General features: G+C 46.1%; 14 protein-coding genes. 12 read left to right on the top strand and 2 right to left on the bottom strand.

Annotated features, from left to right (window positions below; all coding sequences use genetic code 11):
• Positions 1 to 249: 249 nt before the first annotated feature.
• From secE to rpoC, 8 genes are all read left to right on the top strand, one after another.
• A complete protein-coding gene (gene secE, locus KI655_RS22200) occupies positions 250 to 627 on the top strand; it encodes a preprotein translocase subunit SecE (RefSeq protein ID WP_032549907.1) in 378 nt (125 codons plus the stop codon).
• A gap of 13 nt (positions 628 to 640) precedes the next feature.
• Positions 641 to 1,189, top strand: coding sequence for a transcription termination/antitermination protein NusG (gene nusG / locus KI655_RS22195; protein WP_032549909.1), 549 nt, complete (start codon positions 641 to 643; stop codon positions 1,187 to 1,189).
• A gap of 211 nt (positions 1,190 to 1,400) precedes the next feature.
• Positions 1,401 to 1,829 carry a 50S ribosomal protein L11 gene (rplK, locus tag KI655_RS22190; RefSeq protein WP_026084318.1) on the top strand — a complete coding sequence of 143 codons (429 nt, stop codon included), beginning with the start codon at positions 1,401 to 1,403 and terminating at the stop codon, positions 1,827 to 1,829.
• Positions 1,830 to 1,833: 4 nt separating this feature from the next.
• Positions 1,834 to 2,538, top strand: coding sequence for a 50S ribosomal protein L1 (rplA, locus tag KI655_RS22185; protein ID WP_032549910.1), 705 nt, complete (start codon positions 1,834 to 1,836; stop codon positions 2,536 to 2,538).
• A 240-nt stretch (positions 2,539 to 2,778) separates the two neighbouring features.
• Positions 2,779 to 3,273: a 50S ribosomal protein L10 gene (rplJ, locus tag KI655_RS22180; RefSeq protein WP_032549911.1), complete on the top strand. Its 495-nt coding sequence runs from the start codon at positions 2,779 to 2,781 to the stop codon at positions 3,271 to 3,273.
• A gap of 57 nt (positions 3,274 to 3,330) precedes the next feature.
• Positions 3,331 to 3,699, top strand: a complete 369-nt coding sequence (gene rplL, locus KI655_RS22175) for a 50S ribosomal protein L7/L12 (RefSeq protein ID WP_032549912.1) — start codon at positions 3,331 to 3,333, stop codon at positions 3,697 to 3,699.
• 235 nt (positions 3,700 to 3,934) lie between these two features.
• Positions 3,935 to 7,963: a DNA-directed RNA polymerase subunit beta gene (rpoB, locus tag KI655_RS22170; RefSeq protein ID WP_032549913.1), complete on the top strand. Its 4,029-nt coding sequence runs from the start codon at positions 3,935 to 3,937 to the stop codon at positions 7,961 to 7,963.
• Positions 7,964 to 8,055: 92 nt separating this feature from the next.
• Complete coding sequence (gene rpoC, locus KI655_RS22165; RefSeq protein ID WP_285408740.1) at positions 8,056 to 12,258, top strand: DNA-directed RNA polymerase subunit beta'; 4,203 nt, start codon at positions 8,056 to 8,058, stop codon at positions 12,256 to 12,258.
• 226 nt (positions 12,259 to 12,484) lie between these two features.
• Here rpoC and rsd read toward each other — a convergent pair whose 3' ends face one another.
• On the bottom strand, positions 12,485 to 12,979 hold the full coding sequence (gene rsd, locus KI655_RS22160) for a sigma D regulator (protein ID WP_285408738.1): 495 nt from the start codon (positions 12,977 to 12,979) through the stop codon (positions 12,485 to 12,487).
• Positions 12,980 to 13,145: 166 nt separating this feature from the next.
• On the opposite strand from rsd, the gene nudC reads away from it, so the two are divergent.
• The 3 genes from nudC (at position 13,146) to KI655_RS22145 (ending at position 16,002) form a co-directional block, all read left to right on the top strand.
• Entirely contained in the window at positions 13,146 to 13,937 is a 792-nt protein-coding gene (gene nudC / locus KI655_RS22155; protein WP_285408736.1) for an NAD(+) diphosphatase, read from the top strand.
• Between the two features lie 317 nt (positions 13,938 to 14,254).
• Entirely contained in the window at positions 14,255 to 15,322 is a 1,068-nt protein-coding gene (gene hemE / locus KI655_RS22150; RefSeq protein ID WP_032549917.1) for a uroporphyrinogen decarboxylase, read from the top strand.
• Between the two features lie 134 nt (positions 15,323 to 15,456).
• Entirely contained in the window at positions 15,457 to 16,002 is a 546-nt protein-coding gene (locus tag KI655_RS22145) for a DUF4136 domain-containing protein (RefSeq protein ID WP_285408734.1), read from the top strand.
• A 15-nt stretch (positions 16,003 to 16,017) separates the two neighbouring features.
• Here the strand turns inward: KI655_RS22145 and KI655_RS22140 are convergent, their stop codons facing one another.
• Entirely contained in the window at positions 16,018 to 16,944 is a 927-nt protein-coding gene (locus KI655_RS22140; protein WP_285408733.1) for a D-2-hydroxyacid dehydrogenase, read from the bottom strand.
• A gap of 71 nt (positions 16,945 to 17,015) precedes the next feature.
• Here KI655_RS22140 and KI655_RS22135 point away from each other — a divergent pair, with 71 nt between their 5' ends.
• On the top strand, positions 17,016 to 17,603 hold the full coding sequence (locus tag KI655_RS22135; RefSeq protein WP_285408731.1) for a YjaG family protein: 588 nt from the start codon (positions 17,016 to 17,018) through the stop codon (positions 17,601 to 17,603).
• Positions 17,604 to 17,628 lie beyond the last annotated feature (25 nt).

Below are 17,628 nucleotides of genomic sequence, written 5' to 3'. Positions count from 1 at the left end.
TGTTGTAGCTAAAATCTTTGCATAAGATTTGACGAACCACTAGTAAAAAGGGCATCATTTGATGCCCTTTTTCTGCGCTAAAAAAAGAGTTGCGTGAAATCACAGCAACTTTGTCTCTTAGCAAAGAATAAAACTATCATTTTTGACTAAAATGACTGTTAGATGTGTTGTTCTGCAACGCAAAGGAATGTGCCCTGCAACAGCGGGGTTATTGTCGTCTATATTTAAGACTTATCACAGGTTGGTTTTATGAAAGCAAACGCTGAGACTCCTGATAGCTCAAGTGCAGCAGATACAATGAAGTGGATTGTCGCTTTTGTTCTGCTAGCCGCCGCTGTTGTGGGTAATTACCTGTATGGTGAATTATCAGTTGTAATTCGCGCTGCAGGTGTAGTTGTGCTGATTGCTGCCGCACTAGGCGTTGCAGCAACGACAACTAAAGGTAAAGCTGCGATCGAATTTGCAAAAGAATCTCGCATGGAGATTCGTAAAGTGGTTTGGCCTACACGCCAAGAAACTATGCAAACCACATTGATCGTTCTAGCTGTAAGTATTGTTATGGCTCTAGCACTATGGGGCATCGACGGCATTATGGTTCGTCTTGTTGCCTTTGTGACTGGGGTATAGAGGGTTCTGATTCATGAGTGAAGCTCCAAAAAAACGTTGGTATGTAGTTCAAGCCTTCTCTGGCTTTGAAGGTCGTGTGGCTCAATCGCTACGCGAACATATTAAGATGCACAACATGGAAGAACTGTTTGGCGATGTGCTAGTACCTACTGAAGAAGTAGTGGAAATGCGCGCGGGTCAACGTCGTAAGAGTGAACGTAAATTCTTCCCTGGCTACGTATTAGTTCAGATGATCATGAATGACGAATCATGGCACTTAGTACGCAGCATTCCGCGTGTTATGGGCTTCATTGGTGGTACCTCTGATCGTCCTGCACCAATCACTGACAAAGAAGCTGATGCGATTCTGAACCGTCTAGAGAAAGCGAGCGAAGCTCCACGTCCTAAGACTATGTTCGAAGCTGGTGAAGTGGTTCGTGTGAACGATGGTCCATTTGCTGACTTCAACGGTACTGTTGAAGAAGTGGATTACGAGAAGAGCCGCATTAAGGTGTCTGTATCGATCTTTGGTCGTGCAACTCCTGTTGAGCTTGAATTCGGTCAGGTTGAAAAACTGGACTAAGACTCGAATAGTTGAACAAAGTTGTGGATAACTTATTGGCAACTTGTTCAAATTAAAAGAGTATAAAAAATCACCTTTTTAGGGTTGTTTAAGGCGCGAATTATGATTATAATTTCGCGCCTTTTTACTTCTGAGGAAGTAAAAAGCTTAATTGAAATTATGGGGAGCTTGCCTTACGGCTAGCGCATGTACCCAAATATTAGGAAATATCATGGCTAAGAAAGTTGAAGCTTATATCAAACTGCAAGTTGCAGCTGGTATGGCAAACCCGTCGCCACCGGTTGGTCCTGCTCTAGGTCAACACGGTGTTAACATCATGGAATTCTGTAAAGCGTTCAACGCAAAAACAGAATCTGTTGAGAAAGGTCTACCGACTCCAGTAGTTATTACTGTATACAACGACCGTTCTTTCACGTTCGTAACTAAGACTCCACCTGCTGCTGTTCTTCTTAAGAAAGCTGCTGGCGTTAAGTCTGGTTCAGGTCGTCCAAACACTGAAAAAGTGGGTACTGTAACTGACGCTCAAATCCAAGAAATCGCAGAAACTAAAGCTGCTGATATGACTGGTGCTGACATCGAAGCAATGAAGCGTTCAATCGCTGGTACTGCTCGTTCAATGGGCCTAGTGGTAGAGGGTTAATAAGATGGCAAAACTTACTAAGCGTATGCGCGTAATCCGCGAAAAAGTTGACGTAACTAAAGAGTACGAAATCAACGAAGCTGTTGCTCTTCTTAAAGAACTAGCTACTGCTAAATTCGTTGAGTCTGTTGATGTTGCTGTTAACCTAGGCATCGATGCTCGTAAATCTGACCAAAACGTACGTGGCGCTACTGTGCTACCTCACGGTACTGGCCGTGAAATCCGCGTTGCTGTGTTCACTCAAGGTGCAAACGCAGAAGCAGCTAAAGAAGCAGGCGCAGATGTTGTTGGTATGGAAGATCTTGCTGAGCAAGTGAAGAAAGGCGAAATGAACTTCGACGTAGTTGTTGCTTCTCCAGATGCAATGCGCGTTGTTGGTCAACTAGGTACTATCCTAGGTCCACGCGGCCTTATGCCAAACCCTAAAGTTGGTACTGTAACTCCTAACGTTGCTGAAGCTGTTAAGAACGCTAAAGCTGGTCAGGTTCGTTACCGTAACGACAAGAACGGCATCATCCACACTACTATCGGTAAAGCATCTTTCGAAGCTAACCAGATTCAAGAAAACCTTGAAGCTCTGCTAGTTGCTCTTAAGAAAGCTAAGCCTTCTTCAGCGAAAGGTACTTTCCTGAAGAAAGTAAGCATCTCTACTACTATGGGTGCTGGTGTTGCTGTTGATCAGGCTAGCCTGAACACTCAAGCAAACTAATTTGCTTAGGCGCAGATTTAGTGTATACTTCTGCGCCTAATATTTGTGGTTGGGTGATTTCTGAAGCAATTCGAGTCATCTATCCCAAGACCGTAGGCGCTGTGCTTTTCGGAGTTATAGCTTAATAAAACCTACGTAGGCGATGCCCAATTTAAATGAAGTGATTCATGTTTATTAGCATCGTAAACGCTCATTGCACACTGTAATGAGTGCTGTAATCACAACCAGAGGTTAAACCAAATGGCTTTAAATCTTCAAGACAAAAAAGCAATTGTTGCTGAAGTCAACGAAGCAGCTAATGGTGCACTTTCTGCAGTTGTAGCTGATTCTCGTGGCGTTGAAGTTGGCGCAATGACTTCTCTACGTAAACAAGCTCGCGAAGCGGGTGTTTACATGAAAGTTGTTCGTAACACACTAGCACGTCGTGCGGTTCAGGGTACTGACTACGAGTGTCTAACTGACACTTTCACTGGTCCAACTCTGATCGCGTTCTCTAACGAGCACCCAGGTGCTGCAGCGCGTCTTTTCAAAGACTTCGCTAAAGAGAACAAAGATTTCGAGATCAAAGCTGCTGCATTTGAAGGCACAGTTACTGATGCTGAAGTACTAGCGACACTACCAACTTACGACGAAGCAATCGCACGCCTAATGATGTGCATGAAAGAAGCTTCTGCAGGCAAGCTGGTTCGTACTATCGCTGCACTACGTGACCAAAAAGAAGAAGCTGCGGCATAAGCCTTGCTTTTCACTGGTTGCAAATTAAACTTATTGTTGACTTAAAAGAGAATTGTTATGTCTATTACTAACGAGCAAATCCTAGACGCAGTTGCAGAAATGTCTGTAATGCAAGTTGTTGAGCTTATCGAAGCTATGGAAGAGAAATTCGGCGTATCTGCTGCAGCTGCTGTTGTTGCTGGCGGCGCTGCTGGTGGCGAAGCTGCTGCTGAGCAAACTGAATTCGACGTAATCCTAACTGCTGCTGGTTCTAACAAAGTACAAGTAATCAAAGCTGTACGTGGCGCAACTGGCCTAGGTCTTAAAGAAGCTAAAGGTCTTGTAGACTCAGCTCCAGCACCTCTAAAAGAAGGCGTTGACAAAGCTGAAGCTGAAGCTCTTAAAGCACAGCTAGAAGAAGCAGGCGCTTCTGTTGAAGTTAAGTAATTATTACTTAATTTCTTAGCCTAACGGCTATTGGCTGGTGGTTAAATAACCACCGGCCTTTTTGCGCTGTAGGGCTATGACGAATTTTCCCGCTGTTTAAACGTCATAACCTGAGCAAAAAAACGATTACCTTTCCAAGATAGTCGTTCACTACAGTAAACAGCTGTTAGTCACTACCCCCTCCGAGGAGTGTTTCGGGTAGTTTGGGTCACTTATCAGCGAGCTGAGGAACCCCATGGTTTACTCTTATACCGAGAAAAAGCGCATCCGTAAGGACTTTGGTACTCGTCCACAAGTTTTGGACATTCCATACCTGTTATCGATCCAGCTTGATTCTTTCGACAAATTCATCGAACAGGATCCTGAAGGTCAATACGGTCTTGAGGCTGCTTTTCGTTCTGTATTCCCAATTCAGAGCTACAACGGCAATTCTGAGCTGCAATACGTTAGCTACCGTCTTGGTGAGCCAGTTTTTGACGTTAAAGAATGTCAAATCCGCGGTGTAACTTACTCAAAGCCACTACGCGTTAAACTACGTCTAGTTATCTTTGATAAAGATGCGCCAGCAGGTACTGTAAAAGACATTAAAGAACAAGAAGTCTACATGGGCGAAATTCCGCTTATGACAGACAATGGTACTTTCGTAATCAATGGTACCGAGAGGGTTATCGTATCCCAGCTGCACCGAAGCCCAGGCGTGTTCTTCGACAGTGATAAGGGTAAAACCCACTCATCAGGTAAAGTTCTTTATAACGCACGTGTAATTCCTTACCGTGGCTCATGGTTAGACTTTGAGTTCGATCCTAAGGACAACTTATTCGTACGTATCGACCGTCGTCGTAAGCTACCAGCTTCAATCATCCTTCGTGCACTAGGTAAGTCGACAGAAGAGATCCTGGATCTATTCTTCGAGAAAGTGAACTTCGAAGTGAAAGACCAAACTCTACTAATGGAGTTGGTTCCAGATCGTCTACGTGGTGAAACTGCGTCATTCGACATCGAAGCAAACGGCAAAGTTTACGTTGAGACTGGTCGTCGTGTTACTGCTCGTCACATCCGTCAACTTGAGAAAGATGGCGTTGAACACATCGAAGTACCAGTAGAGTACATCGTTGGTAAAGTTGCATCGAAAGATTACATCAACGAAGCAACTGGCGAGATCATTGTTGGTGCTAACCAAGAGATCAGCCTAGAGGCACTTGCTAACCTATCTCAAGCAGGTCACAAAGCTCTAGAAGTACTGTTTACGAATGACCTAGACCACGGTCCATTCATGTCAGACACTCTACGTGCAGACAGCACTGTAGATCGCATCTCTGCGCTTGTAGAAATCTACCGCATGATGCGCCCTGGCGAGCCACCAACAAAAGAAGCTGCAGAAGCTCTATTCGAAAGCCTATTCTTCTCTGAAGAACGTTACGACCTATCAACTGTAGGCCGTATGAAGTTCAACAGCTCTATCGAGCGTGAAGAAGAAGAAGAGCGTGGTACGCTAGACGAATCAGACATCATCGAAGTGATGAAGAAGCTGATCGCTATCCGTAACGGTAAAGGTGAAGTTGATGATATCGACCACCTAGGTAACCGTCGTATCCGTTCAGTAGGTGAAATGGCAGAGAACCAATTCCGTGTTGGTCTAGTTCGTGTAGAACGTGCTGTTAAAGAGCGCCTAAGCCTTGGTGACCTTGATGCAATCATGCCTCAAGACCTAATCAACGCTAAGCCTATTTCTGCTGCTGTTAAAGAATTCTTTGGCTCTTCACAGCTTTCACAGTTCATGGACCAAAACAACCCATTGTCAGAAGTAACGCACAAGCGTCGTATTTCTGCCTTAGGTCCAGGTGGTCTAACTCGTGAACGCGCAGGCTTCGAAGTACGTGACGTTCACGTAACTCACTACGGTCGTCTATGTCCGATCGAAACGCCTGAAGGTCCAAACATCGGTCTAATTAACTCGCTGTCTGCATTTGCGCGTTGTAACGACTACGGTTTCCTAGAAACTCCGTACCGTCGCGTAGTAGATGGTGTTGTAACAGACGAAGTAGATTACCTATCTGCAATCCAGGAAGGTCAATTTGTAATCGCGCAGGCGAACACCGTTCTTACTGAAGAAGGTACGTTCGCAGATGAGCTAATCACTGCTCGTCAAAAAGGTGAATCTGGTCTTCACCCACGCGACCACGTTGACTACATGGACGTTGCGACAAACCAAGTAGTATCTATCGCTGCATCGCTTATCCCGTTCCTAGAACACGATGATGCGAACCGTGCATTGATGGGTGCGAACATGCAACGTCAAGCAGTTCCAACTCTAAAAGCTGATAAGCCTCTAGTTGGTACAGGTATCGAACGTAACATCGCAGTAGACTCTGGTGTAACAGCCGTAGCTAAACGTGGTGGTATGATTCAGTCTGTAGACGCTTCTCGTATCGTAGTTAAGGTTAACGAAGATGAGCTAGTACCTGGCGAAGCTGGTATCGACATCTACAACCTAACTAAGTACACGCGTTCTAACCAAAACACATGTATTAACCAACGTCCTACCGTGCTTCCAGGTGAACCTGTATCACGTGGCGACGTACTAGCTGACGGTCCTTCAACAGACCTTGGTGAGCTAGCTCTTGGTCAAAACATGCGTATCGCATTCATGCCTTGGAACGGCTACAACTTCGAAGACTCGATCTTAGTATCTGAGCGCGTAGTTCAAGAAGACCGTTTCACGACTATCCACATCCAAGAACTATCTTGTGTGGCTCGTGATACTAAGCTGGGCTCTGAAGAGATCACAGCTGATATTCCAAACGTAGGTGAGTCTGCTCTGTCTAAACTAGACGAGTCAGGTATCGTTTACATTGGTGCTGAAGTTAAGGGTGGCGACATCCTAGTTGGTAAAGTAACACCTAAAGGTGAAACTCAACTGACTCCTGAAGAGAAGCTACTACGTGCAATCTTCGGCGAGAAAGCATCTGATGTTAAAGATACTTCTCTACGTGTACCAAACTCTGTTTCAGGTACGATCATCGATGTACAAGTCTTCACTCGCGATGGCGTAGAGAAAGACAAGCGTGCACTTGAAATCGAACAGATGCAGCTGAAAGAAGCGAAGAAAGACCTAACTGAAGAGTTCCAAATTCTTGAGGGTGGCCTTCTTAACCGTGTTAAAGCTGTTCTTCTGTCTGGTGGTTACTCTGAAGCTAAGCTTGATGCAATCGGCCGTAAGAAGTGGCTAGAGCAAGCACTAGAAGACGACGCGCTACAATCACAGCTTGAGCAACTTGCTGAGCAGTGGGATGAGCTAAAAGCTGACTTCGACAAGAAGTTTGAAACTAAGCGTCGTAAGATCACTCAAGGTGATGATCTAGCGCCTGGCGTACTGAAGATTGTTAAGGTTTACCTAGCAGTTAAACGTCGCATCCAGCCTGGTGATAAGATGGCGGGTCGTCACGGTAACAAAGGTGTAATCTCTAAGATTAACCCTGTTGAAGACATGCCATACGATGAGAAAGGCCAACCTGTCGACATCGTACTGAACCCACTGGGTGTACCATCGCGTATGAACATCGGTCAGATCCTAGAAGTACACTTAGGTCTGGCTGCGAAAGGTATCGGTGACAAGATCAACCAAATGGTTAAGGAACAACAAGAACTGCACAAGTTCCGTGAGTTCCTACAGAAGGTTTACGATCTTGGTGATACTCGTCAGAAAGTTGACATTGCTGAACTGTCTGATGATCAAGTTCGTACTCTGATCAAGAACCTACGTGGCGGTCTACCGATTGCTACTCCTGTGTTCGATGGTGCTTCTGAAGCGTTAATCAAAGAACTACTTAAACTGGGTGACCTACCAGAATCTGGTCAGCTAACTCTGTTTGATGGTCGTACTGGTGATGCGTTTGAGCGTCCTGTAACTGTTGGTTACATGTACATGCTGAAACTAAACCACCTTGTTGATGACAAGATGCACGCTCGTTCAACTGGTTCTTACAGCCTAGTAACTCAGCAACCACTTGGTGGTAAAGCTCAGTTCGGTGGTCAGCGTTTCGGTGAGATGGAAGTATGGGCACTAGAAGCATACGGTGCTGCTTACACGCTTCAAGAAATGCTAACAGTTAAGTCGGATGACGTTAACGGCCGTACTAAGATGTATAAGAACATCGTAGATGGCAACCATAGCATGGAACCTGGCATGCCAGAATCGTTCAACGTACTGTTGAAAGAGATCCGCTCGCTAGGTATTAACATCGAGCTAGAAGACGAAGAGTAATCCCTTCTTTCTTTCTAGAGAAAAGAGATTATTTGGTAGAAGGTGCTCACTTTTGCGGGTGAGCTCCTTTTAACTCCTTATAGGAGCTGATTGTGAAAGACTTATTAAACTTTCTAAAAGCGCAGCATAAGACCGAAGAATTTGATGCAATCAAAATCGGTCTATCTTCACCAGACATGATCCGTTCATGGTCTTTCGGTGAAGTTAAAAAACCTGAGACGATCAACTATCGTACGTTCAAACCTGAGCGCGATGGTCTGTTCTGTGCGCGTATCTTTGGTCCAGTTAAAGACTACGAATGTCTTTGTGGCAAATACAAGCGTCTGAAACACCGTGGTGTTATCTGTGAGAAGTGTGGCGTAGAAGTTACACAAACTAAAGTTCGTCGTGACCGTATGGGCCACATCGAGCTTGCTTCACCAGTTGCTCACATCTGGTTCCTAAAATCACTACCGTCTCGTATCGGTCTACTAATGGATATCCCTCTACGTGATATCGAACGTGTTCTTTACTTCGAAATGTACGTAGTAACTGAACCAGGTATGACTGATCTAGAAAAATCTCAGATGCTTACTGAAGAAGAGTATCTGGATCGTCTAGAAGAGTGGGGTGATGAATTCACTGCTAAGATGGGTGCAGAAGCGATCAAAGATCTGCTTGCAACAATGGACCTTCATCAAGAAGTGGAAGAAATGCGCGAAGAGTTGGAAACAACTAACTCTGAAACTAAGCGTAAGAAGATCACTAAGCGCCTGAAGCTAGTTGAAGCGTTCATTGCATCGGGTAACGATCCGCAATGGATGATTCTGACTGTACTTCCGGTTCTTCCGCCAGATCTACGTCCTCTAGTACCTCTAGATGGCGGTCGTTTTGCGACTTCAGATCTGAACGACCTTTACCGTCGTGTGATCAACCGTAACAACCGTTTGAAGCGTCTTCTAGAGCTAGCGGCTCCAGACATCATCGTACGTAACGAAAAGCGTATGCTGCAAGAGTCTGTTGATGCCCTTCTAGATAACGGTCGTCGCGGTCGTGCGATCACAGGTTCGAACAAGCGTCCTCTGAAATCTCTTGCTGATATGATCAAGGGTAAACAGGGTCGTTTCCGTCAGAACCTTCTAGGTAAACGTGTAGACTACTCTGGCCGTTCTGTAATCACAGTAGGTCCATACCTTCGTCTACATCAGTGTGGTCTTCCTAAGAAGATGGCACTTGAGCTATTTAAGCCGTTCATCTACAGCAAGCTAGAGACTCGTGGCATGGCTACGACAATCAAAGCTGCTAAGAAGATGGTAGAGCGCGAAGAAGCTATCGTTTGGGATATTCTAGACGAAGTAATCCGCGAACACCCAGTACTGCTTAACCGTGCACCTACACTTCACCGTCTAGGTATCCAAGCGTTTGAACCAGTACTAATCGAAGGTAAAGCGATCCAGCTTCACCCACTAGTGTGTGCGGCATATAACGCCGACTTCGATGGTGACCAAATGGCGGTACACGTGCCTCTAACTCTAGAAGCACAGCTTGAAGCACGTACACTGATGATGTCGACAAACAACATTCTGTCGCCAGCGTCAGGTGATCCGATCATCGTACCTTCTCAGGACGTTGTATTGGGTCTTTACTACATGACTCGTGACAAGATCAACGTGAAAGGCGAAGGTATGTACCTTGCTGGCCCTGCAGAGGCTGAGAAGGCATACCGTACTAAGACTGCTGAGCTACACGCTCGCGTTAAAGTTCGTATCACTGAGACTGTTAAAGACGAAGATGGTAACAGCACAACTGAAACGAAGATGGTTGATACAACTGTCGGCCGTGCAATGCTATGGCAAATCGTTCCAGCGGGCCTACCGTTCAGCCTAGTTAACCAAAAGCTTGGTAAGAAACAGATTTCTAACCTGCTTAACGAGGCTTACCGTAAGCTTGGCCTGAAAGACACTGTAGTCTTTGCTGACCAAATCATGTACGCAGGTTTTGCATACGCAGCACTTTCTGGTGTTTCTGTAGGTATCAACGACATGGTTGTACCTCAAGCGAAATACGATGAGATCGAATCTGCTGAAGAAGAAGTTCGTGAAATCCAAGAGCAATTCCAATCTGGTCTTGTTACTGCGGGTGAGCGTTACAACAAAGTTATCGATATCTGGGCGTCTACGAACGACCGCGTTGCGAAAGCGATGATGGATAACCTATCTTCTGAAACTGTTATCAACCGTGACGGTGAAGAAGAGCAGCAAGAATCGTTCAACAGCATCTACATGATGGCCGACTCGGGCGCTCGTGGTTCTGCAGCTCAGATTCGTCAGCTAGCAGGTATGCGTGGTCTGATGGCACGTCCAGATGGCTCAATCATCGAGACACCGATCACTGCGAACTTTAAAGAAGGTCTAAACGTACTTCAGTACTTTATCTCAACGCACGGTGCTCGTAAGGGTCTTGCGGATACGGCACTGAAAACAGCGAACTCGGGTTACCTAACTCGTCGTCTAGTAGACGTTGCTCAAGACGTTGTAGTACACGAACATGACTGTGGCACGCACGAAGGTATCGACATGATGCCTCACATCGAAGGTGGTGACGTTAAAGTTGCACTTTCTGAGCTTGCTCTAGGTCGTGTAGTAGCTGAAGACGTTCTTAAGCCTGGTTCTGAAGATGTTCTAATTCCACGTAATACTCTGATTGATGAGAAGTGGTGTCAGATCATGGAAGACAACTCTGTAGACAGCATCAAAGTACGTTCAGTTGTAACGTGTGACGCTGACTTCGGTTGTTGTGCACAGTGTTACGGTCGTGACCTAGCACGTGGTCACCTAGTGAACCAAGGTGAAGCAGTTGGTGTTATCGCTGCACAATCTATCGGTGAACCGGGTACACAGCTAACGATGCGTACGTTCCACATCGGTGGTGCGGCATCTACTGCAGCAGCAGAGAACAGCATTCAAGCTAAGACAACTGGTACGGTTAAGCTACACAACGCTAAATTCGTTATCAACAAAGACAAGAAGCTTGTAATCACTTCTCGTGCATCTGAACTAACCATCGTTGATGAGTTCGGTCGTACGAAAGAGAAGCACAAACTTCCTTACGGTTCTACGCTGACTAAAGGTCACGAAGATTCAGTTGATGCGGGTGAAGTTGTAGCTAACTGGGAAGCGCACACTATGCCAATCATCACTGAAGTGGCAGGTCGCATCCAGTTCGTAGACATGATCGATGGCGTAACAGTTTCTCGTCAGACAGATGACCTAACAGGTCTATCTTCTTCTGAGGTAACTGATGCAGCAGCGCGTCCAGCAGCAGGTAAAGATATGCGTCCAGCTATCAAACTTGTTGATGCAGCAGGCAACGACGTAATGATCCCTGGTACTGATATGCCAGCTCACTACTTCCTACCTGGTAAAGCGATTGTAAACATCGAAGATGGCGCAGAAGTTGGCATTGGTGACACTCTTGCACGTATCCCTCAGAAATCTGGCGGTAACAAAGATATCACCGGTGGTCTACCACGCGTAGCAGACCTATTCGAAGCTCGTAAGCCTAAAGAGCCTGCGATCCTTGCTGAGCACACAGGTACAGTGTCGTTCGGTAAAGAAACGAAAGGTAAGCGTCGTCTGGTTATCACTCGCGAGGGTGGCGAAACTTACGAAGAGATGATTCCTAAGCATCGTCAACTGAACGTGTTTGAAGGTGAGAAGATTGAACGTGGTGATGTAATCGCTGACGGTCCAGAAACTCCACATGACATCCTACGTCTACGTGGTATTCACGCTGTGACTCAGTACATCGCGAACGAAGTTCAAGAAGTTTACCGTCTACAAGGCGTAAAGATTAACGATAAGCACATCGAGACTATCGTTCGTCAAATGCTACGTAAGTGTACAATCACGCACGCAGGTGACTCTGAGTTCCTACCTGGCGAGCAAGTTGAATACTCACAAGTTAAGATTGCTAACCGCGCTCTAGAAGCGGAAGGTAAAGAACTAGTGCGCTTCGAGCGCGAACTACTAGGTATTACTAAAGCATCTCTAGCAACTGAGTCGTTCATCTCTGCGGCATCGTTCCAGGAGACAACTCGCGTACTAACAGAAGCTGCAGTTTCTGGTAAGCGTGATGACCTACGTGGTCTGAAAGAGAACGTAATTGTTGGTCGTCTGATCCCAGCTGGTACTGGTTTCGCATACCACCAAGAGCGTCAAGCTAAGCGTACGGAAGAGCAAGAAGGTCCTTCAGCTGAGCAAGCTACTGACAACCTTGCAGCACTTCTAAATGCTGGTTTCTCTGCTGACGAGTAATCGTTAAGAGCTTAAAAGAAAAGGCACCTTCGGGTGCCTTTTTTGTTTTTGGCGGATGGGAATTTGTCATTTGAGGATGATGATTATAGGTATTGCTGGAAAGAGTCATTCCATAGAGTGACGAAGGCGCGAGTAGGGAGGTTCTGTTTTCGACCTTTCTAAAAACGCAAAAGGGCTGACGTATCAACGTCAACCCTCAAAATTGAATCTTCTTTTTGTCTCTTGCTTATGCGCCTGGCGGAATCGCTAAACTGTCGGCAATCAGCTTAATGAGATTATCTTCCACTTCAAAACGTACTTCGAGCAGTTCACCGACTTTCGACATATCTTCCTCGAAGTTAGGTAACTCATCGTCTGCACTTACTTTGACGTATTTATCATTGAACTCGAGCAGCGGCTCAGTGGTGAGTACGATCTTCGCGTAAGTTGTATCGATTTCGTCATTGGTTTTAAAGCCGGTTGCTTGCCACTTTGCCATGACCATATCGTAGATCTTGAAATGACCCTCAGAGATATAATCAACAACGTGATCGCAAAATGAGCTGATTTCTTTAGGAGAAGGGAGTTCAACAACGTTTGATTGCCCGTTAGCTGGCTGAAGAGTGCCTAGCTTGCAATACTCGACGATTAGAGACTGTCGAGTTTCGAGCCAATGATCGATGACCTCATTCGAGCCACCCCATTGTTCTTGTACTTGTTTAAATTTATTTAGCATGACCATGTCCTCATGATCTGATCACAACCTTGTGATCATGATAAGTGCTTAAGTAGGGGTCCATTTGTTATACGCTACTAAAAGTAATAGCCTGAATTAATATCGGCTACAACTCTAGTATGAAATTAGATTGCCAGTAAAATGAACGAACTGCAAGCAATGAGGCATAGGGATGTTAAAAAAAAGTGACGGTAAGATGACTGACAAAGCTTACTGGTGTGTTGTCTCGGGAAGCGACATTTGGACCACAGAAGGCCGTTTACCGCTAGGAACTGCTACCGATTTGGAACTCAATACTGAGCGTGCGATCTGTATTGGTCAGTATCAAAACCACAATGTCTACTGGCTCAATGATTCCGATACTGAGCTGCAACTGGAGATGCAGAACCTACGCGAACTCCTACACTGGCCAGAAGCACTCTTTTTATTGGCGAGTAAAGCGATTCAATATGGACACATGACGCAAAGCATGCGTTTTTGCCCGCAATGTGGTGGCCGTAATCACCTGAACCATAATCAGGTGGCGATGCAGTGTGGTGATTGCCGCACATTGCACTACCCAAGAATCTTCCCCTGCATCATTGTCGCTGTAAGACGCGACAATAAGATTTTGTTGGCACAGCACCCAAGACACAAAACAGGCATGTATACGGTGATAGCGGGCTTCCTAGAGGTCGGAGAGACACTCGAACAGTGTGTTGCTCGTGAAGTGAAAGAAGAAACCGGTATTGATGTCGACAACATTCGTTATTTTGGCAGCCAACCTTGGGCATTCCCTTCGAGTATGATGATGGGCTTTCTTGCGGACCATGCTGGTGGCATTTTGAAACCGGACTACAGCGAACTGTCGGATGCTCAATGGTTTACGAGTGATACCATGCCGGAGGTTGCTCCTGAAGGTACCATTGCTCGCGCATTGATAGAACAAACGCTTCAAGATATAGCCTCAAACTCGGCTGGGTAAACTTAGAACGAAAGCGACTATTTAGCCTATGGGAGTATTTGGCCTATGGGTGGTCAAATACCTAAAAAAAACCCTCCACAAGTGGAGGGGGTAAGTAAGATGTCGTTATGAGATGCTGAGTTGTAGGAACTCAGTGTTATAATTGTAATTTTCGCTAGCGAACAAATTTTTAACATGTGCCTATGATTGGGTGCAAATTAAGCATTGATTTAAAAGTTAATAACTTGATCTAGGTTGCAAAGCACACAGCTTTTACCCTGCAATCAGTGTTAGAATACACGCCAACAACTAGACAAGATTGAATTGGAATTTACGGAATGACCGAATTAAAAAATGATCGCTATCTACGCGCACTCTTAAAACAGCCTGTTGATTACACGCCAGTATGGATGATGCGCCAAGCAGGTCGTTATCTTCCAGAGTACAAGGCAACTCGTGCTGAAGCGGGTGACTTTATGTCGCTTTGTAAGAACGCTGAACTGGCATCTGAAGTAACGCTTCAACCTCTGCGTCGCTTCCCTCTTGATGCAGCAATCTTGTTCTCAGATATTTTGACGATTCCAGATGCAATGGGTCTTGAGCTACGTTTTGCTGCGGGTGAAGGCCCGGTATTTGATAAGCCAATCACTTGTAAAGCAGACGTAGAAAAGATTGGTCTTCCTGATCCTGAAGGTGAGCTGCAATACGTAATGAATGCAGTACGCCAGATTCGTAAAGATCTAAACGGTGACGTTCCGCTGATCGGCTTCTCCGGTAGCCCGTGGACACTTGCGACTTACATGGTTGAAGGTGGCAGCTCTAAGGCATTCACTAAGATCAAGAAGATGATGTACGCAGAGCCACAAACGCTACATCTACTTCTAGACAAGCTAGCAGACAGCGTTATCGAATACCTAAACGCGCAAATCAAAGCGGGTGCTCAATCGGTAATGGTATTTGATACTTGGGGTGGTGTACTGACTCCTCGTGACTACAACCTATTCTCACTGCAATACATGCATAAGATTGTTGATGGTCTTATCCGTGAAAACGACGGTCGCCGCGTACCAGTAACACTATTCACTAAGAACGGTGGTATGTGGCTTGAGCAGATCGCAGCAACAGGCTGTGACGCCGTTGGTCTAGACTGGACAATCAACATCCAAGACGCGGTTAAGCGCGTGGGCGATAAGGTTGCTCTACAAGGAAACATGGATCCTTCTATGCTTTACGCGTCTCCAGAGCGCATCCGTGAAGAAGTATCAACGATTCTTGAAGGCTTCGGTGATGCGGGTACTGGCCACGTATTTAACCTTGGTCACGGTATTCACCTAGACGTGCCGCCAGAAAATGCAGGCGTGTTTGTAGAAGCGGTACACGAACTGTCTAAGCCATACCACAAGTAACGTTTAGCGTTAGGTTTGTATCAGAGCCCCTCACTACTGCAGTGAGGGGCTTTTTCGTTTCTGGGCGTTGCAACAGGTGTCTCGATAATTTTCGACTATGATCTACATAACGTGGGAATTCGAAGGAGTTGAGTATGTTGAGAGTAGCTTTTGCTTGGTTATTGAGTGCGATGCTGGTTTCTGGGTGTGCCTCGGACGTGGCGACCGATTACGACTCCTCGGTCGACTTCAGTGGCTTTTCGACCTATCAGTATCATGAAGATCCGGACACCCCAGTCACCTTAGACGGTGCGAGAATCAAAAAGGCAGTCGACAAAGAGATGGCGGTGAGAGGTATGCGTTTGGCTGAATCTGATGGGCAGCTAACCGTCTACTACGAGATTTTAGAAGCTTCAGAGCTATTGGCCGATGGGCCGACCTTCAGTTTTGGTTTCGGTAGCGGCAGCATCAATAGTGTTTACGGAGCCGGTGTCAGCACACCGACTCGCGTTAAAGAGAAAAAATACGGCAAGCTGAGCGTTAATCTGATCGACACCAAAACCAATGATGTTGTTTGGCGTTCGGTGTCGCAAAGACAACTCACTGAAACCATGGACTCCGAAGACAGAAATGAATTCGTCCAAGATCAGGTGAAACAAATGTTTGAAGAGTACCCAATCGCAGCGCCACAGTCCGAATAGCTAGGGTAGAGCGGGCTAATACCCTTTATCGAAGTCAATTTGATATTGGAGTTGAAAACCATCGCGCCACGAGTGGTAGTTGCTCGCAAAAATCTCAATCACTTGGCGCGGTTCACTCAACGCTGCAATATGAGGCGTAATGGTAATTTGCGGCAATCCCCAGAAAGGGTGCTCTTGAGGGAGAGGCTCGCTTTCAAACACATCAAGAAAAGCGTGGGCGATCCAGCGATTTTTGAGAGCCAATAGCAGGCCTGCATCATCTAAGGTATCGCCTCGGCCGACATTAAATAACAGCGCGCCCTGGCAATGGCTGAGCAAATCACTATTTAGAAGTTTCGTTGTTTGTGGTGTTGAGGGCAAGGTGTTGACGACAATGTCTGCCTGTTTAAGCGCGACGTGTGCTTCATTGATGTGATAGGTGTTATCAAATGAGGTTTGACGTGGTGGGATGCCCGTCCGGTTGACCCCAATAGCTCGAATACCAAAGGCTTGAGCGACCTTAGCGAGGTGGCTGCCAATAGAGCCAGTGCCCAAGATCACCATGGTGCGCCCACTGAGAGATTGATAGAGCTGAGGCTGCCACTGCTTTTGGGTTTGCTGCTGGTGGTAGTGCTGAAAGTGTCGATAGTGGCTGATGCTATAGCCGAGCACGTACTCTGCGATCAGTGGACCGAAGATGCCTCTGACATTGGTGAGCGTGTAGTCTTGACGAAGGTGAGGGGCGACTAGGGCATTGATTCCCGCATAGGTGCTTTGTAGCCAATCCAGCTTGGTAAACTCGTTTAAGCGTTCAGCAGCTACGGGTGGAGCCGCGAGCACAATGTCAGCCTCTGCGGCGTTTTCGGTGATTTCAAGGTCGGGTAGAGCCTGTTGGAGTATCAGCTGTTGATAGGTCTCGTTGTGTTCCGTGAGAATATAGAGTTTATTGGTGAAATTGTTCATCGGCTTACCTTTTTTCCCTAAGGTTTATCAAGTACACTTTCGCTGTCTTTTTCTGCAATTATTGAGTGACTATGCTACAGAATCCACTTCAGGTTCGTCTTGAAAAACTAGAACCTTGGCAACAAATTACTTTCATGGCGTGTCTATGTGAGCGTATGTACCCTAACTATGCCATGTTTTGTGAGAATACAGAATTTGCCGAAGCACGAATCTACCGTGATGTGCTAGACAGTGTCTGGGAAATCCTAACGGTGAAGACCGCTAAGGTGAACTTTGAGCGTCAGCTGGAAAAAATTGAAGAGCTGTTCCCAAGTGCAGAAGATTTTGATTTCTATGGTGTGTACCCAGCGATGGATGCGTGCCAAGGACTTTCAACGTTGCTGCACGGCCTGCTGGATCGCGAGCATCTGTTGGAAGCAGTCATTAAGGTGAGCCAACAATCTGTTAAAACGGTGGCTGATCTGGAGTTTGCTCAAGGAGCAGAGGAAGTGACCAACCAGAACCAAAAAGAGAACGAAGCGGTTTGTGAAGAGTGGGATGTTCAGTGGGCAATTTTCCGCCCTCTACGTGAAACCACAGAGCGCGATATTGAGCTGATTAAAGATTTACGTCATGAGTTGCGTGAAGAGCCAGTCAGCAATATTGGCGTTGCTATCTAAGCTTACGATCGAATAGTAAAAATAA

Origin of the sequence: Vibrio sp. D404a (assembly GCF_030248535.1) — a bacterium.
Lineage (GTDB): Bacteria > Pseudomonadota > Gammaproteobacteria > Enterobacterales > Vibrionaceae > Vibrio.
The sequence above is the reverse complement of the archived record's forward strand: the minus strand, read 5'-3'. Positions and strand labels throughout refer to the sequence as shown.